We start from the raw sequence: 16,988 nt of genomic DNA, 5'->3' as shown, positions 1-16,988 counted from the left end.
GCCGGCAAAAAGCCAGCCCCGGCCTGACGTTAACCTTGATCCGTAACCGGATGGGAGCAGAAGACCCTAGAACGGGTTCCAGGTCGCTCGCGGGGTGTATTTGAGATAGCCGATATTGGCACCCAGCCGCAGGCCGAGTCCGGAGCGGATCGGGACCAGCACGATGTTGTTGGCGGTGAGTGCCGTCATGCCGAAGCCGCCGATGATGTAGGCCGAGCCGTCGAGGCCGGCGAAGCGCTGGTAGATCGCGTTGGTGGCGGGCAGGTTGTAGACCAGCGTCATGGTGCGCGCGCCGTCGCCGCCCCAGTCGAAGCCGAGCGAGGGGCCCTGCCAGTAGACGCGCAGATCCCCGGCGTTCTTGGTGTAGAGCGTGCCTTCGCCGTAGCGCAGGCCGGCGACGAAGGCGCCGGACCCTTCCTCACCCAGGATGTAGCCGTTGGGCAGGCCCCACTGGCTGACCGCCTTCTCGATGATCGAGGCGAGCCCGCGCGAGACGTTGCCGAAGAAACGGTGCCCGGCGCCGACGAGTTCATCTGGCCCGTAAGTATTGGGCGTCGGGGTCCGCTGCGGCGGCGGCAGGTCCGGCGGCGGCGCCGTCTGGGCCGAAGCCGGCACGATCCAGCCGACCATCGCGGCAAGCGCGAGCGCAGCGAGGCGTGATGCGAAAGTCATAAAAGAACCCCTGGTATCGATTCCGGTCGCTTCCTTAACCTGACGCCAACAGACGCGGCTCTAGGTTGCGCCGGATGTCCCCTCGACTCGGATGTTATCCGCAGCAACTATGACGGCACAACGGCAGGAAGATAGCCCTTTGCGCCCCGGAATTGCCTTGATCGGCCTCCTCGTCTGCCTGCTGTCGGGCATATGGATCATCGGCTTGGGGTTGCCGGCCGAGGCTGCCACCACCGAGCGGGTCGTCGTCAACCGCTTCACCGGAATTGCCATCGAAGGCTTCGACCCCGTGGCCTACTTCGTCGACGGCCGGGCGGTGAAGGGGAACGCAGAGTTCGAGGCGAATCTCTGGGGCGCGGTCTGGCGCTTCCGCAACGAGGGCAACCGCGCCTCCTTCCTCGCCCATCCCGAAATCTATGGGCCGCAATTCGGCGGCTACGATCCCGCCGATATCGCCCGCGGCGTCACCATCGCCGGCAATCCCCGTTTCTTCACGATCGCGGCGCAGCGGCTCTATCTGTTCAGCCGGGAAGCCAATCGTGACGCCTTCGCCGCCAATCCCGAACGATTTCTCTATGAGGTGGGCAAGCGCTGGCCGGCCATTCAGGAACAGCTCAGTCAGTAGCGGCCTGCCGCGTACGGATCGCCCCAGGCGATGAACTCCGGGATGATGAAGCCGCTCGCGTGCCGCTCGCCGAAGCGGAGCTCGCCGCCCTTGCCGTCGGTCACCCTGCCACCGGCCGCGGTCACGACCGCGGAGCCAGCCCCGACGTCCCATTCGCAGGTGGGCCCGAAGCGGGGGTAGATGTCGGCGCTGCCTTCTGCGATCCGGCCGAATTTCACGGCCGAGCCGCAGGTCGTTCTCACGGCGTTGGGCCTGGCATCGATGAACGCCTCGCTCCTGGGATCGCCATGCGAGCGGCTCACCGCCGCGATCCAGGGCTCATCCCGCGCCGGCAGCTTGCGGGTGTGGATCGGCTCGGCCGCGCCGATGGTAGCGCCGTCAAACCTCACCCGCTCGGCGCCGCGGCCGACGATGCCGCGCCAGAGCAGGCCGAGCGCGGGCGCGCTGACGATGCCCAGCAGCGGCACACCCGACGTCACGAGGGCGAGGTTGACGGTGAACTCGTCGCGCCCGGCGACGAACTCCTTGGTGCCGTCGAGCGGATCGATCAGGAAGAAGCTGCCCTCAAACGGCGGAGCGGCGAGCTGGGTCCGTTCTTCCGAGAGGGTCGGGATGTCGCCTGCGAGCTCTGCCAGGCCCTCCGCGATGATACGGTCGGCGGCAAGGTCGGCCTCGGTTACCGGCGAGCCATCCTGCTTGCCGTCGATCCGCATCGCCGCGCGGTTGACGGAAAGGATCGCCTCGCCCGCCTTCACCACCAGCGCCGTCAAGGGCTCCATCAGGCCGGATGCGGCCGCGCCGTCGATGATCCGCTTCACCTGGATGCCTCAATCATCGGCAATTCGTTCCTTCTCGACTGATTCGCCCCCGAACGATTCGATTGGGCTTTATGACCGCCTCGACGTGATCGCAAGCTAGCTGCCGCGGGCTGGCGAATGTTAGAACCCGCAGCATCCGTCAAGCATGCGTGATTCGCGGCGTCCAGCGCCGTGCAATTCCAGGAACCCTCCAGGACCCCTTTATATGTCTGACGCCTCGTCGCCCGCGACCGCTACTGCTCCCGATATGCTCGAACTCGCCGCGCTCTTGTGCTCGCGGGTCTGCCACGATCTCATCAGCCCTGTCGGCGCCATCGTCAACGGGCTCGAAGTGCTCGACGACGATCCCAAGCCGGAAGACCGCGAATTCGCGCTCGACCTGATCCGCAAGAGCGCCAAGACCGCCTCCGCCCGGCTGCAGTTCTGCCGTCTCGCCTTCGGCGCGGCCGGCTCCTCCGGCGCGCAGATCGATCTCGGCGATGCCCAGACCATGGCGAAAGGCCACATCGAGGACGGCAAGTGTTCGATCACCTGGAATCTCCCGCGGCTCCTGTTGCCGAAGAACCGCGTCAAGCTGCTGCTCAACATGCTGGTCGTCGCCCAGCACACGATCCCGCGCGGCGGCATGCTGACGATCGACCCGATCGGCGAGGGCGAGACGATGAGCTTTCGCATCACCGCGACCGGCCATAACGCGCGCCTGCCGCAGAACATCTCCGAGCTGCTGAGTGGGGAGCGCGGGCCCGCCGCGGATGCGCATGCGATCCAGCCTTATTATACGCGGCTGCTGGCGCAGGCCTGCGGGCTTACCGTGAAGCTTGCGCCGGAAGGCGAAGCCATCACCATTACCGCTTCGTAAACGGCGCGTCGCGCTCGACCTCTTAAGCGAATCTTTACGAGGCGCTTCGGCTTGTCCGGAGCGCCTTATCTCTTTGTTGGTTCCGTTCTTTTGCACATACTCAACCAATATTAAACGCTTTGCGGTGAAGCTGGCCCCATTCCGAAATGGCGCATCACGCCTCGTGCGCGCCCTTCCTGTATGAAGGCCTGTTTTCATGGATGATCTGTTGCGGGAGTTTCTGACGGAGACCAGCGAGAGCCTGGACACCGTGGACAATCAATTGGTGAAGTTCGAGCAGGAGCCGAACAACGCCAAGATCCTGGATAACATCTTCCGCCTGGTCCACACCATCAAGGGCACGTGCGGCTTCCTCGGCCTGCCCAGGCTTGAAGCGCTGGCGCATGCCGGCGAGACGCTGATGGGCAAATTCCGTGACGGCATGCCGGTGACGGCCGAAGCGGTGACGGTGATCCTGTCCTCGATCGACCGCATCAAGGAGATTCTGGCCGGCCTGGAAGCGACCGAGGCCGAGCCCGAGGGCACCGACCGCGACCTCATCGACAAGCTGGAAGCGATGGTCGAGCAGGGCATGGCGGCAATGTCAGCGTCGGCCTCGCCGATCGCGTCAGGCTCGGCGCAGCCGATGCCGGCGGCAGGTTCTGCTCCCGTTACTGACGCCCCGCCTCTGGCGCCGGAAGCCCCGGCTGCCGCACCCGCCAAGGAGATGACCTCGGGCTCGCTGATCGACCAGACCCTGGAGCGCCCGTTGCGTCCCGGCGAAGTCTCGCTCGACGAGCTCGAGCGTGCCTTCCGCGAGACCGCGATCGAAGCGCCGGTGCCTGCGCCCGTTGCCAAGGTTGAGGCTGTACCCGCGCCGGCCGCCGAAGCCCCTGTTGCGAAGGAAGCCGCAAAACCCGCCGCCAAGGAGAAGGTCGCGCCGAAGAAGTCGATGGCCGACGAGGTGGCGAGCGAGGGCGACCGCGTCGCCAACCAGTCGATCCGCGTCAACGTGGATACGCTGGAGCATCTGATGACCATGGTCTCCGAGCTGGTCCTGACCCGCAACCAGCTGCTGGAGATCTCCCGCCGCAACGAGGACACCGAGTTCAAGGTGCCGTTGCAGCGCCTGTCCAACGTCACCGCCGAGCTGCAGGAAGGCGTCATGAAGACGCGCATGCAGCCGATCGGCAATGCCTGGCAGAAGCTGCCCCGCATCGTCCGCGACCTCTCGAGCGAACTCGGCAAGCAGATCGAGCTGGAGATGCACGGCGCCGACACCGAGCTCGACCGCCAGGTGCTCGATCTGATCAAGGATCCGCTCACCCACATGGTGCGCAACTCCGCCGATCATGGCCTTGAGACCCCCGCCGAGCGTCTCGCGAGCGGCAAGGGCGAGCAGGGCACCATCCGCCTGTCCGCCTATCACGAGGGCGGCCACATCATCATCTGCATCGCCGACAACGGCAGAGGCCTCAACACCGAGAAGATCAAGGCCAAGGCGATCTCGTCCGGCCTCGTCACCGAGGCCGAGCTCGAGAAGATGAGCGAAGCCCAGATCCACAAGTTCATCTTCGCGCCGGGCTTCTCGACCGCGGCCGCCATCACCTCGGTCTCCGGCCGCGGCGTCGGCATGGACGTGGTGCGCACCAATATCGATCAGATCGGCGGCACCATCGACATCAAGTCGGTGGCCGGCGAAGGATCTTCGGTCACCATCAAGATCCCGCTGACGCTGGCCATCGTCTCCGCGCTGATCGTGGAAGCTGCCGGCGACCGCTTCGCGATCCCGCAGCTCTCGGTGGTCGAGCTGGTGCGGGCCCGCGCCAATTCCGAGCACCGCATCGAGCGCATCAAGGATACCGCGGTGCTCAGGCTGCGCAACAAGCTGCTGCCGCTGATCCATCTGAAGAAGCTCTTGAAGATCGACGACGGCGCGGCCAGCGATCCCGAGAACGGCTTCATCGTGGTCACGCAAGTGGGCAGCCAGACCTTCGGCATCGTCGTCGACGGCGTGTTCCACACCGAAGAAATCGTGGTCAAGCCGATGTCGACCAAGCTGCGTCACATCGACATGTTCTCCGGCAACACCATTTTGGGCGATGGCGCCGTCATCATGATCATCGACCCCAACGGCATTGCCAAGGCGCTCGGCGCCGCCGGCTCCTCGGCCCATGACATGGGCGACGAGAACGGCGCCCATCACATCGGCTCGGGCGAGCAGACCACCTCGCTGCTGGTGTTCCGCGCCGGCTCGTCGCAGCCCAAGGCGGTCCCGCTCGGGCTCGTCACGCGCCTCGAAGAGCTGCCGGCCGACAAGATCGAGTTCAGTAACGGCCGCTACATGGTGCAATACCGCGAGCAGCTGATGCCGCTGGTGGCCATGGAAGGCGTCACCATCGCCAGCCAAGGCGCCCAGCCGATCCTGGTGTTCGCCGACGACGGCCGCTCCATGGGCCTCGTCGTCGACGAGATCATCGACATCGTCGAGGAACGGCTCAACATCGAGGTCGGCGGCTCCTCCTCCGGCATTCTCGGCTCGGCCGTGATCAAGGGCCAGGCCACCGAGGTGATCGACGTCGGCCACTTCCTGCCGATGGCGTTCGCCGACTGGTTCACCCGCAAGGAGATGAAGCCGTCGCTGCACTCGCAGTCGGTGCTGCTGGTCGACGATAGCGCGTTCTTCCGCAACATGCTGGCGCCCGTGCTCAAGGCCGCCGGCTACCGCGTCCGCACCGCGCCGACCGCGCAGGAGGGCCTCGCCGCGCTGCGCGCCCAAACCTTCGACGTGGTGCTGACCGACATCGAGATGCCCGACATGAACGGGTTCGAGTTCGCCGAGACCATTCGCGCGGACAACAATCTCGGCTCGATGCCGATCATCGGCCTGTCGGCGCTGGTGTCGCCGGCGGCGATCGAGCGCGGCCGTCAGGCCGGCTTCCACGATTATGTCGCCAAGTTCGACCGTCCCGGTCTGATCGCGGCGCTGAAGGAGCAGACCGCGGGCGCCGCCGGCGCCTCCGAGCTGAGCCGGGCGGCGGCGTAACCCACGGGATCAGGAGACAGGCTTATGGCCAACACCAAGATGCAGTCCAGCGAAGGCGCCATGGTCGAATACGTCACCGCGATGATCGGCGGCCAGCTGTTCGGCCTGCCGATCTCCCGCGTCCAGGACGTGTTCATGCCCGAGCGCGTCACCCGCGTGCCGCTGTCCTCGCGCGAGATCGCCGGCGTGCTCAATCTGCGCGGCCGCATCGTCACCGTGGTCGACATGCGCGCCCGTCTCGGCCTGCCGCAGCCCGAGGACGGCAAGGTGCCGATGGCGGTCGGCGTCGATTTGCGCGGCGAATCCTACGGCCTCCTGATCGACCAGATCGGCGAGGTGCTGCGCCTGCCCGAGGCCGGCATGGAAGAGAATCCCGTCAACCTCGACCCCCGCATGGCCAAGCTCGCCGGCGGCGTCCACCGCCTCGACGGTCAACTCATGGTCGTCCTCGACGTCGATCGTGTCCTCGAACTCGAAACCAAAGTGCAGATGGCCGCGTGAGCCAACGAAACATCGGAGCCGGAGAACCGAAATGAAAACCTGCTTGGTGGTCGATGATTCCAGCGTGGTGCGCAAGATCGCGCGTCGGATCCTGGAGGGCCTGGAATTCGAAGTGACCGAGGCCGAGGACGGCTCGAAGGCGCTCGAGATCTGCCAGCGGCAGCTGCCCGATGCGGTGCTGCTCGACTGGAACATGCCCGTGATGGATGGTTTCGAATTCATGGGCCACATGCGCCGCCTGCCCGGCGGTGACCAGCCCAAGGTGGTGTTCTGCACCACCGAGAACAACGTCGCGCATATCGCCCAGGCGCTCAGCGGCGGCGCCAACGAGTACATCATGAAGCCCTTCGACAAAGACATTATCGCCGACAAGTTTGCTGAAGTCGGCTTGATCCCGGTCGGACAAACCATGGTCTGAGTGAGTCTGGCCCGCGCATTTTGGCCAGAGTGTTCCAGTACAGCTTCGAAGAGGCGTCAGTGACCCCGACCGAGTATGAGTACCTGCGTAAGTTCCTGAAGGACAATTCCGGCCTCGACCTGTCCGCAGACAAGCAATATCTGATCGAAAGCCGCCTGCTGCCGCTCGCCCGCAAGGCCGGCCTCTCCGGCATCGCCGAGCTCGTGCAGAAGCTGCAAGGCGGCTCGCGTCAGCTGATCACCGACGTGGTCGAAGCCATGACCACCAATGAGACCTTCTTCTTCCGCGACAAGGTTCCGTTCGATCATTTTCGCGACACCATCATGCCCGAGATCATCAAGGCGCGTGCCGGCAAACGCAGCGTGCGCATCTGGTGCGCCGCCGGCTCGACCGGGCAGGAGCCGTATTCGCTGGCGATGTGTCTGAAGGAGATGGGCGCGGCCCTCACCGGCTGGCGCATCGAGATCATCGCGACCGATCTGTCGCAGGAGGTGCTGGAGAAGGCCAAGGCCGGCGTCTACAGCCAGTTCGAGGTGCAGCGCGGCCTGCCGATTCAGATGCTGGTCAAGTATTTCAAGCAGACCGGCGAGACTTGGCAGGTCAATCCCGAATTGCGGGCGATGATCCAGCATCGCCAGCTCAACCTGCTGCACGACTTTTCCCAGCTCGGCACCTTCGACGTGATCTTCTGCCGCAACGTGCTGATCTATTTCGACCAGGATACCAAGATCAACATCTTCAACCGGCTGGCGCGCCAGATCGAGCCAGACGGCTTCCTGGTGCTGGGCGCGGCCGAAACCGTGGTCGGCCTGACCGATACGTTCCGCCCGATTGCGGAGCGGCGCGGCCTCTACAAGCCGAACGATCCGCGTGCCGCCGTCGCCAAGCCGGTTCTCGCCGGCGTGGCGCCGCGCCTCGCGGTCATGGCAGGACGGTAGACATGGCCGAGGATGGCAAGGGTACTGAACGCGTGACTTTCAGTCGGGGCTATGATGTCTGCATCATGGCCATCGACGGCACCTGGCGCCGCGACTGCAAGCTCAACGCTATCTCCGACACCGACGCCATTCTCACGGTGGAAGGCTCGATTCAGGGGTTGAACCTGAAAGAGTTCTTCCTGCTGTTGTCGTCCACGGGCCTCGCCTATCGTCGCTGCGAGCTGGTCCGCGTCAACGGCGCCGAAATGGACATCCAGTTCCTGCGCGGCAAGAACAGGAAGAAGCGCGGTGCGGCCGGCGGCCATGATGCCGCGGCGTGATCTGCCCGCGTCCGTCGCCGTCCTTTCCGATCTCTTGCTTCACACTTTCTGAAGATATCAAAGCGAATTCGCGTCAGCGGCTTTACGTGGCCGAAGCGCGACCCGTGTATCCATTGACGGTCTCAATCTCAGGATACGGAAATGCCCAGAAGTCCTCTTTCGCCCATGACGTCAAACCTGCCCGACGGCGCCGAACGGCGTGCGCTTCAGCTTCTGGTAGTCGATGACGACGCCACGCAGCGCAGCCTGATCACGGTCGCTGCCAAGCAGGCCGGCCACGAAGTCACCGTGGCACCGTCCGTGGCGGACGCGATCGAGAAGCTGCGCGCGGCCCGCTTCGATTGCGTGACGCTGGATCTCGTGCTGGAGGACGGCGACGGCATCGACGTGCTGCGCGAGATGGCGGCGGCGAAGTTCGGCGGTGCCGTGATCGTGATCAGCGGCATGGACGGCAAGCGCCGCAGCGCCGCTCGCAGCTTCGCCAGGTCCGTCGGGATCGAGCTCCAGAGCCTGCCGAAACCGCTCGACCTCGCGGCCCTGCGCATCAGTCTTGCCAATCTCGGCAAGACCGCGATGGGCCTTCCCGCGATCCACACCTGGGGCGGTGTCGCCACCGACGCGATCGTGGAACGGCACCGCGCCTAAAGCATGATCCGGAAAAGTGCGAAGCAGTTTTCCGGAAAGATCATGCGCAAACAATAACCTAAGGCGCGATGACGATTCATCCAAATCTCATCGCGCTTCCGGCTTGCGGAACCGCCATGCGATGGGACGCGGCCGGCGCGCCGCGCTGATCGCTCTATGCCGGGTCGCCGGATTCCGACAGACATCGCAGGGCGTGGCCAAGGCCCGCCCGACAGGCGTTGAGGGCGGCGCTCGCCGTCGCATAGCGCGGCGTGACGTCGTCGAGCACGAAAATATCGGCGGAACCGGCCGGATCTCCGCGCGCCGGGCCGGTTTCCGACACGCCGGCTTCCATCATAGCCGCGTCGATCAGGCGCATGCTGCTCTCGATCCGTGTGATCAGAGCGCGAAGATCGGCGGCGATCAACTGACGGCAGTCAGTTTCAGGCATCGCGACGAGCGGGGATGTGCCAGCGAAATTTAGCATGGATATTCTCCGTACCCCGCAATTAGGCACCCGGTCGCTACTTGTGCGTTAAGTCCATGTCCCGTACAAATACGGGTGGGCCGAATCCGCGCCGAACGCCATAAACGGGGCGCGGACGCGAGTCCTTCATGCCAACCGGATGTGGCACATGGCCGAACAAAGCTCTCGCGGTGAAATCTTCGTGGTCGACGACGACCCTGCCGTTCGCGACACTCTGTCGATGGTGTTGAAGGCGGCGGGTTATGAGGTGATCTGTTTTGCGGACGGCGCAGCGCTGCTCTCCGTGGCACGAAACCGCACGCCTGCTGCGATCCTGCTCGACGTGCACATTCCCGGGAAGTCGGGCCTCGACATTCTGAAGGAGCTGCAGGGCGAGGACTACCCGGCGCCGATCTTCATGATCTCCGGACAGGGCGACATCGCAATGGCGGTGGGCGCGATCAAGAGCGGCGCGCTCGACTTCATCGAAAAGCCGTTCCGCGGCAGCGAGATCGTCGGCCGGCTCGACGAGGCGATCGGCGCCTATGCGCGCCGGCAGGCGGAGAACGCCTCGCCGAAATTCGGCTCGCTGCATTTCCCCGGACGCGAGCCGCTGACACGCAGGGAGCGCGAGGTGCTCGAGCAGTTTGCTTCCGGTGCGTCCAACAAGGAAGCCGGCCGCACGCTCGGCATCAGCCCGCGCACGATCGAAGATCACCGCGCCAACATCATGAAGAAGCTCGGCGCGCGCAACGCCGCCGATCTGATCCGCATCGTGATGACCGCGGCCCAGCGCGCGTCGTAAAATGTTCTCGTGCCCCGGACGCGGTGCATCATGAAATGATGCGCCGCTGAGCCGGGGCCTATCTCTCCAACTTCACGGCTCAAAGTTCTGGGTCCCGGCTTTGCACTGCAGCGCTTACGCGCTGCAGTGCGTCTGGGACACGAAAGCGCGTCTCACCCGCTCAGCGCCTTGCGGATGATCCGCGCCAGATCCGATTTCCGATAGGGCTTGGCCAGCAGCATCACGCCGGAATCCAGCCGGCCGTGATGGATGATCGCATTCTCGGTATAGCCTGATGTGTAGACCACTTTGAGATCGGGCCGCGTCTTCATCAGCTCGTCGGCGAGCTGCCGTCCGTTCATCTTGCCGGGCATGATGACGTCGGTGAACAGAAGGTCGAACGGCTTTCCTGCGGCGACGATCGCGAGCGCCTCCGCGGCGTTCGCGGCCTGCAAGGTGACGTAACCCAGCGAATGCAGCTGCGCCAGCACGTAGTCGCGCACCAGCCTGTCGTCCTCGACCACCAGGATCGTCTCGTGCCCGCCCTCGATCGTGGCCGGCGTCACGCCCTCACCGGCCGGCGCCGGCGTCTTGCCGGGCGGCAGATACATCTTGATCGTGGTGCCGTGGCCTTCCTCGCTGTAGATCTTGATGTGGCCCGCGGACTGCTTGATGAAGCCGTAGACCATCGACAGCCCGAGTCCGGTGCCCTTGCCTGGTCCCTTCGAGGTGAAGAAGGGATCGAACACCCTGGTCAGTATGTTCGCGGGGATTCCGGTGCCGGTGTCGCTCACGGCGATCAACACGTAGTGCCCCGGCGGCACATCGTTCGCACTGGCGTAGACCTCGTCGAGATAGGCGGCGCCGGTCTCCAGGATCAGCTTGCCGCCGCCGGGCATGGCATCGCGCGCGTTGAGCGCGAGGTTGAGGATCGCGGTGGTAAGCTGGTTGGGATCGACGATCGCGACGCAATTCTCGTCCTCGAACACCGATTCGATCTGGATCTGTTCGCCCAGCGTCGGCCGCAACAGCTTCGCGGTGTCGACGACCAGCGAGTTGATGTCGATCTCGCGCGGCTGGAGCGGCTGCTTGCGCGCGAAGGCGAGCAGGTGCTGGGTCAGATCGGCGCCGCGCGCGGCCGCCTCGTCGATCATCTTCGTGATGGCCGCAAGCTGCGGCTCCTTCTCGACGGCCTCCGCAAGGATTTCGATCGTCCCGGTGATGACGGTGAGGATGTTGTTGAAATCGTGCGCCACGCCGCCGGTGAGCTGGCCGACCGCCTCCATCTTCTCGGCATGACGGATGCGTTCCTCGGCGGCGATCTTGTCGGTGAGGTCGCGGTAGAAGACGTTGAACAACAGGCCTTCGCGGCGCTTCAGCGCGGTGACGCTCAGCTCGGCCTTGAATTCCTTGCCGTCGCGGCGGCGGCAGATGAGCTCGCGGCGGCGGTTCAGCGTCCTGCCGCCCTCGTCCTTCAGGAACTGCTTCAGACCTGCCCTTACTCTCTCGCGTTCGCTCTCGGCGACGATGAGGTCGATCGTGCTCTTGCCGAGCACCTCCTCGCGGCGCCAGCCGAACAGCTGCTCGGCCTGCGAGTTCCAGTTGAGGATGCTGCCGGTTTCGTCGGTCTGGATGAAGGCGTCGAGCGAGGTTTCGACGATATTGCGGGCGAGCCGTTCGCTCTCGCGCAGCGATTCCTGCGCGAGCCGTGCTTCCGTCATGTCGCGCCCGACGAAGAAGAAGCGATGCGCCTGCTCGGACCAGCTGCCCATCCACGACAGCCAGACCTCATGTCCGTTCCGGTGCAAACAGCGCGTGTCGGCGAGCTTGACGCGCTCGCCGTGGCGCAGCGCGCGCATCTCGGCGCGGGCGTGCTCCAGATGATCGTGATGAATGAAGTCGGCGCCGCTGCGGCCGATCATCTCGTCCGGGCGGTAGCCGAGGATGGTCTCGCTGCTCGGGCTGATCTGCGCGATATGGCCCCGCGCATCCATGACCATGATAAGGTCTTGCGAGGTGTCGAATATCTGCCGGCGCTCTTCGAGCTGCTGCTGCAGCTGCCGCTCGGCCAGGCGAGCGTCGGTGAGGCTGCGCGCGCTCCCGGAGACACCGATGATCTCGCCCGACGGCCCCTTGATCGGCGACAGGCTCAGTGAGATTTCGACCGCCGTGCCGTCCTTGCGCAGGCGCACCGTCTCGAACCGTTCGATCGGCTCGCCCCGGGCGATCCGCGCCAGATAGTCCTTGCGATGCGCGCTGCGGTCGGGCGGAACGATGATTGACGTGGGCTTGCCGATCGCCTCATCCGCCGAATAGCCATAAAGACGCTCGGCGGCCGGATTCCAGCCCGTGATGATGGCATCGAGCGACTGCGTCACGATTGCGTCGTCGGATGATTCGACGGCAGCACTGAACAATTGCTCGCGCGCCGCGTGATGGCTGCGCGCGGCCTCGGTGCGGCGATGCTCCTCGATCTCGCGTTCGAGCGCCGCGGTTTTCGCCCGGGTTTCCTCGACCATCTGCGCGAAGGCCCGCGCCAACACGCCCGTCTCACCGCTGGCATCGACGGGTATATCCGCCGGACGGCCGCTGCCGATCGCCTGGACCGCCGCGGTCAAGCGGCCGATCGGACGCGTCAGCGAGCGCGCCAGCAGCACCGCAAGCGCGGCTGCGGCGAGAACGGCCAATATGCCAACCAGCAGGGACGTCCTTTGGATCGCTGCCGGTACGAGGCCGAACACGGGCGCGGGAATCGTCTCGATGATGGCGATCCATTCCTTGCCCGCGAGCAGCGCCGGCGCAATCGCCGCCCCGCTCGGCCGGCCAGACCCGTCGGTCATGAGCCGTGTGGAAACTTCCAGCGTGCCGGCCAAAGCTGCGAAATAAGGAAAATCCTTGCGCCAGTCGTTGGGACGGTCATGCAATGCGCGAAATTCGCGCGCGCGATCCGGATGAACGAGATAGTCGCCGCGCGAATTCACGACGAAAATCCCTCCACCTGAGGTCGCCGTTCCGCGGATGTGCTCGAGGGCCGGACGCATGTCGATATTGGCGATGATGATACCGAACGGCTTGCCATCCGGCGCGAACAGCGGCGTCGCGACTCGCAGCGTCGGAATGTGCAAGGCCGTGGTGCCGCCCTGGCGGGTCGCGAGCTCGACGGGCGAAACGTAGATATCGCCCGGCGCCAGCCGTATCGTGTCCTGAAAATAGGTTCGGTCGCCCTTGCGTTCCAGCTCGCTGTCGGGGACGACGCGCGCCGCGCCGTTCGGGCCAGAGCGGTCGACGCGGACCAGCTCGCGCTGGTCGTCGTCAAGGCCGATGATTCGAAACTGCCCGTAGATCGGTTTGGCCTCGATCTCGGCCGCGAGCCGCGTGGCGATGCGCTCGCGCCAGGTTTGCTCCGAGACGCCGTCGGAAGGGTCAATTCCTCCGCCGATGTGAGCGCGGATCAGACCGTTGATGGCTGCGGCGGAGCGATAGCCGATCAGATCGCCGCGGGCTCCGGCAACATAGGATTCCAGACTGGTCGCGAGCAGGCGTGACTGGGCCTCGACCCGCTCCAACACGCGCGGAATGACCGCTTGCGTGGTGTTGCGATAGCCCAGCCAGCCGACCGCGGCCACGGTGACCGCCACCAGCAGGATCATCGCGATCGCCAGCCGCGTGGCGAGCGTCATGCGGATGCTCGCAGAACTTCCCGGATGATCGCGGCCGATCTGGCCTGAAGCAGAGTAGCCCTCGTTATCGGCGGCCGGAGCTGACATCGGACCCCTCCGGCTCGCCCGCCTTCAGGCAGCCATCGACCGCGGCGAGCAGTGCGCCGGGCCGGAATGGCTTCTGCAGGCTTGCCACCGCGCCGAGCTTGGTCGCCATCTTCAGAAAATCGGGCTCCGCATAGGCATCCGGCGTGACTGAGCGGCCGGAAATGACGATGATCGGAATGGCCGGGGCTAACGCCCGGACGTGACGCATCGTCTCCAGCCCATCCATGCCAGGCATGAAGATGTCCAGAAACAGCAAATCGAACCGGCTGGCCTCGAACAGCGCAAGTCCCTTGCTGCCATCGCCGGCGACGGTGACGTGGTGACCGGCCCGCTCCAGGAGCAGCCGGATCGTGATTTGAACGGCCGGGTCGTCATCCACGATCAGGATGTTGGCCACGTCTGGATTCCTCCGCGCCGGATCGGGCATTCCCACCCCGGTCGCACATCAAACCATCAAAGATGAAATTGTTGCGCGGATTCCGCCCGGCCTGCAAGCACTTCGCGAATGTCCGGTGAACGCTCGCCTAAGCCGAAGATCCGGCAAGCTTATGCACGGTTGCGTGCATAAGCCCGCCTAGTCGGTCAGATATTCCGGGTAGTGGCTTCGGATCTTGTCGAGCTCGCTCAGCGTGCCCGACAAGTGCTTGCGCAAATGCTGCTGCGCGGCATCGGCGTCGCCGGCCTCGATCGCGCGAGCGATCAGTCTGTGGTGACGGAGGATGTTCTGGGCCTTGCCGGGCGAGGGCAGATGCAGCCGGCGTAGCCGGTCGATATGTCCGCTGCTTCTGCGCACCAGCGCCCACAGCTCCTGCTTGCCGGCCGCGGCATAAAGTTGTGCGTGAAAATCATTGTCGGCGGCGATAAAGCTCGCGAAATCGCCGACTTTGGCGAATTGCTGCTGAAGCGCGATGGCGTGGTCGAGGCGGAGGACCAGGGCCTGGTCGTGCTGCTCCGCGAGCAGCCGGACGATTTCGAGCTCGAGCGCCTGGCGCAGGAAATGCGCCTGCTCGGCGCGGCCGACATCGACCCGGCTGACCACGGTCGCGTGCTGCGGAAATACGTCGACCAGTCCCTCTTCTTCCAGCCGCATCAGGGCGTCGCGTATCGGCGTCGAGCTGACGCCGAATTGCGCCGCAAGCTCGGTGCGCGACAGCGGCGAGCCCGGGGGCAGTTCGAGCGCGAGAATGGCGTTGCGCAGCCGCTCGAACACCTGCGGCGCGGCCTGCCGGGCCCGGTCCAGCCGCGGCCCTCGGCGGGCGGTCGCGCGGGGCGCGGGATGGGCGGTTTCCATGCGAAGAGCTCCGGCGGGCTTGCCTTTGATGCACTAATGCATTAGTGCATCAGCAGGATCGCTCGTCAATGGCGGCCGGAGGAAACGAACAATTATGATCAAGCCATTTCAGCGTGGCGTTGCCGCCATTGCCCTGATCGTTGCAACCGTGCTGGCCGCTTCGCCGGCGCGAGCACAGCAGAAGTCCGAGATCGCGCTGTCACGCCAGCCCGGCATCTTCTACATGCCGAGCCACATCATGGAGAAGCTGAAGCTGATCGAGAAGCACGCAGCTTCGCTGGGCGTCGCAGGCGTCACCACCAAATGGATCACTTTCTCCGGCGGCGGCGCGCAGACCGATGCGCTGCTCGCGGGCGGGGTCGACATCCTCAACACCGGCACCGGCAATCTTCTACTGTTGTGGGACCGCACCCGCGGCGGCGTGAAGGGCATCGTCGCCACTTCGGCGCAGCCGATGACGCTGATCAGCCGCGACGCCAACATCAAGTCGATCAGGGATTTCGGGCCCAACGACAAGATCGCGGTGCCGACCGTCAAGGTCTCGACCCAGGCGATCGTGCTGCAGATCGCGGCCGCCGAGGCGTTCGGCGCCGATCAATGGTCGAAGCTCGATGCCAACACCGTGCAGCTCGGCCATCCCGACGCCTATGCGGCGCTGTCCAATCCCAAGCACGAGGTGCACAACCATTTCTCGATTCCGCCGTTCACCTTCCTGGAGCTGAAGAACGTGCCGGGCGCGCATATCGTGCTGTCATCGCCGGATGTGATGGGCGGGCCGCTCAGCCAGGCGCAGTTCTTCACCACGACGAAGTTCGCGGACGCCAATCCAAAGATCATCCAGGCCGTGCGCGATGCGACCAAGGAGGCGCAGGATCTGATCCGCAGCGATACCAAGCAGGCGGTCGAGATCTACAAGGAGATCACCGGCGACAAGACCTCGGTGGAGGAGCTGCTCGCTCTCCTCAAGGAGCCCGGCATGATGGAGTGGAATCTCGAGCCGCAGGGCACGATGAAATTCGCCGCCCATCTGTTCAAGACCGGCACGCTGAAGAGCCAGCCCAAGGCGTGGACGGACTATTATCTGCCCGTCGCGCACGATCTGAAGGGCAATTGATGGCGCTGCTCGACGTCAGTGGGGTGACACTGCGCTACAAGACCTCCAGCGCCGTCGTCACCGCCACGGAGAGGGTGAGTTTTACGGTCGACAAGTCCGACCGCTTCGTGCTGCTCGGTCCCTCCGGCTGCGGCAAGTCGACCCTGCTCAAGGCCGTCGGCGGCTATATGAGCCCGAGCGAGGGACGCATGACGATCGGCGACCGTGAGATCCACGGTCCCGGCGCCGACCGCATGATGATCTTCCAGGAGTTCGACCAGCTGCTGCCCTGGAAGAGCGTGCTCGCCAACGTCATGTTCCCGCTGCTGACCGCGCGAAAGCTGTCGCGCAGGGACGCGGAGGCGAAGGCGCGCGCCTATATCGAGAAGGTCGGCCTCACCCGCGTCGTCGACGCTTATCCGCACACGCTGTCGGGCGGCATGAAGCAGCGCGTCGCGATCGCGCGCGGCATGGCGATGGAGCCGGACATCCTCTTGATGGACGAGCCGTTCGCCGCGCTCGACGCGCTGACGCGGCGGACCTGCCAGGACGAGCTGCTCCAGCTCTGGAGCGAGACGAAATTCACCGTGCTGTTCGTGACCCATTCGATCGCGGAGGCGATCCGCATCGGCAACCGCATCCTGCTGTTGTCGCCGCATCCCGGCCGGGTCAAGGCCGAGGTAATCGACGTCGACAAGGTCTCGAACGAAGACGGCAGTGCCGGCCGGCTGGAGAAGGAGATCCACGATCTCCTGTTCGCCGGCGAAGCCACCGGGCATTGAGGAGC

17 protein-coding genes are annotated in these 16,988 nt (G+C 65.1%); 11 read left to right on the top strand and 6 right to left on the bottom strand.

Annotation, left to right across the window (positions count from 1 at the left end; all coding sequences use genetic code 11):
• Positions 1 to 66 precede the first annotated feature (66 nt).
• Positions 67 to 672 carry a DUF1134 domain-containing protein gene (locus UNPA324_RS33065; protein WP_128919925.1) on the bottom strand — a complete coding sequence of 202 codons (606 nt, stop codon included), beginning with the start codon at positions 670 to 672 and terminating at the stop codon, positions 67 to 69.
• Between the two features lie 139 nt (positions 673 to 811).
• Between UNPA324_RS33065 and UNPA324_RS33060 the strand changes: the two genes are divergently transcribed.
• The gene (locus UNPA324_RS33060) at positions 812 to 1,297 is read left to right on the top strand and encodes a YHS domain-containing (seleno)protein (RefSeq protein WP_141938219.1); all 486 of its coding nucleotides are present in this window, start codon (positions 812 to 814) and stop codon (positions 1,295 to 1,297) included.
• On the opposite strand, the gene cysQ is transcribed toward UNPA324_RS33060, so the two are convergent.
• Complete coding sequence (gene cysQ, locus UNPA324_RS33055) at positions 1,291 to 2,115, bottom strand: 3'(2'),5'-bisphosphate nucleotidase CysQ (protein ID WP_246667270.1); 825 nt, start codon at positions 2,113 to 2,115, stop codon at positions 1,291 to 1,293. The two genes, UNPA324_RS33060 and cysQ, sit on opposite strands and share 7 nt — an antisense overlap.
• 205 nt (positions 2,116 to 2,320) lie before the next feature.
• Between cysQ and chpT the strand changes: the two genes are divergently transcribed.
• The 7 genes from chpT to UNPA324_RS33020 all read left to right on the top strand — a co-directional run bounded on the left by chpT (position 2,321) and on the right by UNPA324_RS33020 (position 8,821).
• Positions 2,321 to 2,974, top strand: a complete 654-nt coding sequence (gene chpT, locus UNPA324_RS33050; RefSeq protein WP_181769607.1) for a histidine phosphotransferase ChpT — start codon at positions 2,321 to 2,323, stop codon at positions 2,972 to 2,974.
• A 196-nt stretch (positions 2,975 to 3,170) separates the two neighbouring features.
• Positions 3,171 to 5,999 (top strand): hybrid sensor histidine kinase/response regulator, encoded by a 2,829-nt coding sequence (locus tag UNPA324_RS33045; protein ID WP_141938210.1) that lies wholly within the window; start codon positions 3,171 to 3,173, stop codon positions 5,997 to 5,999.
• Positions 6,000 to 6,023: 24 nt separating this feature from the next.
• Entirely contained in the window at positions 6,024 to 6,500 is a 477-nt protein-coding gene (locus tag UNPA324_RS33040) for a chemotaxis protein CheW (RefSeq protein ID WP_141938207.1), read from the top strand.
• A 31-nt stretch (positions 6,501 to 6,531) separates the two neighbouring features.
• Complete coding sequence (locus UNPA324_RS33035) at positions 6,532 to 6,918, top strand: response regulator (RefSeq protein ID WP_128919913.1); 387 nt, start codon at positions 6,532 to 6,534, stop codon at positions 6,916 to 6,918.
• A 59-nt stretch (positions 6,919 to 6,977) separates the two neighbouring features.
• On the top strand, positions 6,978 to 7,856 hold the full coding sequence (locus tag UNPA324_RS33030) for a CheR family methyltransferase (protein ID WP_128919912.1): 879 nt from the start codon (positions 6,978 to 6,980) through the stop codon (positions 7,854 to 7,856).
• A 2-nt stretch (positions 7,857 to 7,858) separates the two neighbouring features.
• On the top strand, positions 7,859 to 8,176 hold the full coding sequence (locus UNPA324_RS33025) for a hypothetical protein (RefSeq protein ID WP_027563592.1): 318 nt from the start codon (positions 7,859 to 7,861) through the stop codon (positions 8,174 to 8,176).
• A 141-nt stretch (positions 8,177 to 8,317) separates the two neighbouring features.
• Positions 8,318 to 8,821 (top strand): response regulator, encoded by a 504-nt coding sequence (locus tag UNPA324_RS33020; protein WP_128919911.1) that lies wholly within the window; start codon positions 8,318 to 8,320, stop codon positions 8,819 to 8,821.
• 154 nt (positions 8,822 to 8,975) lie between these two features.
• On the opposite strand, the gene UNPA324_RS33015 is transcribed toward UNPA324_RS33020, so the two are convergent.
• Positions 8,976 to 9,287, bottom strand: coding sequence for a hypothetical protein (locus tag UNPA324_RS33015; RefSeq protein ID WP_128919910.1), 312 nt, complete (start codon positions 9,285 to 9,287; stop codon positions 8,976 to 8,978).
• A gap of 148 nt (positions 9,288 to 9,435) precedes the next feature.
• On the opposite strand from UNPA324_RS33015, the gene UNPA324_RS33010 reads away from it, so the two are divergent.
• On the top strand, positions 9,436 to 10,071 hold the full coding sequence (locus UNPA324_RS33010; protein WP_027577504.1) for a response regulator transcription factor: 636 nt from the start codon (positions 9,436 to 9,438) through the stop codon (positions 10,069 to 10,071).
• A 152-nt stretch (positions 10,072 to 10,223) separates the two neighbouring features.
• Here the strand turns inward: UNPA324_RS33010 and UNPA324_RS33005 are convergent, their stop codons facing one another.
• From UNPA324_RS33005 to UNPA324_RS32995, 3 genes are all read right to left on the bottom strand, one after another.
• On the bottom strand, positions 10,224 to 13,817 hold the full coding sequence (locus UNPA324_RS33005) for a PAS domain S-box protein (RefSeq protein ID WP_128919909.1): 3,594 nt from the start codon (positions 13,815 to 13,817) through the stop codon (positions 10,224 to 10,226).
• A complete protein-coding gene (locus UNPA324_RS33000) occupies positions 13,795 to 14,214 on the bottom strand; it encodes a response regulator (protein ID WP_128919908.1) in 420 nt (139 codons plus the stop codon). The genes UNPA324_RS33005 and UNPA324_RS33000 overlap by 23 nt, the downstream gene beginning before the upstream one ends.
• Positions 14,215 to 14,391: 177 nt before the next feature.
• Positions 14,392 to 15,108, bottom strand: coding sequence for a GntR family transcriptional regulator (locus UNPA324_RS32995; RefSeq protein ID WP_128919907.1), 717 nt, complete (start codon positions 15,106 to 15,108; stop codon positions 14,392 to 14,394).
• Positions 15,109 to 15,202: 94 nt separating this feature from the next.
• On the opposite strand from UNPA324_RS32995, the gene UNPA324_RS32990 reads away from it, so the two are divergent.
• Positions 15,203 to 16,222: an ABC transporter substrate-binding protein gene (locus tag UNPA324_RS32990; protein WP_141938204.1), complete on the top strand. Its 1,020-nt coding sequence runs from the start codon at positions 15,203 to 15,205 to the stop codon at positions 16,220 to 16,222.
• The gene (locus UNPA324_RS32985) at positions 16,222 to 16,983 is read left to right on the top strand and encodes an ABC transporter ATP-binding protein (protein ID WP_141938201.1); all 762 of its coding nucleotides are present in this window, start codon (positions 16,222 to 16,224) and stop codon (positions 16,981 to 16,983) included. The genes UNPA324_RS32990 and UNPA324_RS32985 overlap by 1 nt, the downstream gene beginning before the upstream one ends.
• Positions 16,984 to 16,988 lie beyond the last annotated feature (5 nt).

It is taken from the genome of Bradyrhizobium sp. UNPA324 (assembly GCF_006658635.1).
Classification (GTDB): Bacteria; Pseudomonadota; Alphaproteobacteria; order Rhizobiales; family Xanthobacteraceae; genus Bradyrhizobium; species Bradyrhizobium nanningense.
This window is presented reverse-complemented; position numbering and strand designations above follow the sequence as displayed.

What these genes read in the sequence shown, in the direction of transcription:
- UNPA324_RS32990 (WP_141938204.1), top strand. Translation starts at nt 15,203, where the DNA reads ATGATCAAGCCATTTCAGCGTGGCGTTGCCGCCATTGCCCTGATCGTT.
- UNPA324_RS33005 (WP_128919909.1), bottom strand. Translation starts at nt 13,817, where the DNA reads ATGTCAGCTCCGGCCGCCGATAACGAGGGCTACTCTGCTTCAGGCCAG.
- UNPA324_RS33015 (WP_128919910.1), bottom strand. Translation starts at nt 9,287, where the DNA reads ATGCTAAATTTCGCTGGCACATCCCCGCTCGTCGCGATGCCTGAAACT.
- UNPA324_RS32995 (WP_128919907.1), bottom strand. Translation starts at nt 15,108, where the DNA reads ATGGAAACCGCCCATCCCGCGCCCCGCGCGACCGCCCGCCGAGGGCCG.
- UNPA324_RS32985 (WP_141938201.1), top strand. Translation starts at nt 16,222, where the DNA reads ATGGCGCTGCTCGACGTCAGTGGGGTGACACTGCGCTACAAGACCTCC.
- UNPA324_RS33065 (WP_128919925.1), bottom strand. Translation starts at nt 672, where the DNA reads ATGACTTTCGCATCACGCCTCGCTGCGCTCGCGCTTGCCGCGATGGTC.
- UNPA324_RS33035 (WP_128919913.1), top strand. Translation starts at nt 6,532, where the DNA reads ATGAAAACCTGCTTGGTGGTCGATGATTCCAGCGTGGTGCGCAAGATC.
- UNPA324_RS33045 (WP_141938210.1), top strand. Translation starts at nt 3,171, where the DNA reads ATGGATGATCTGTTGCGGGAGTTTCTGACGGAGACCAGCGAGAGCCTG.
- UNPA324_RS33010 (WP_027577504.1), top strand. Translation starts at nt 9,436, where the DNA reads ATGGCCGAACAAAGCTCTCGCGGTGAAATCTTCGTGGTCGACGACGAC.
- UNPA324_RS33025 (WP_027563592.1), top strand. Translation starts at nt 7,859, where the DNA reads ATGGCCGAGGATGGCAAGGGTACTGAACGCGTGACTTTCAGTCGGGGC.
- UNPA324_RS33020 (WP_128919911.1), top strand. Translation starts at nt 8,318, where the DNA reads ATGCCCAGAAGTCCTCTTTCGCCCATGACGTCAAACCTGCCCGACGGC.
- chpT (WP_181769607.1), top strand. Translation starts at nt 2,321, where the DNA reads ATGTCTGACGCCTCGTCGCCCGCGACCGCTACTGCTCCCGATATGCTC.
- UNPA324_RS33040 (WP_141938207.1), top strand. Translation starts at nt 6,024, where the DNA reads ATGGCCAACACCAAGATGCAGTCCAGCGAAGGCGCCATGGTCGAATAC.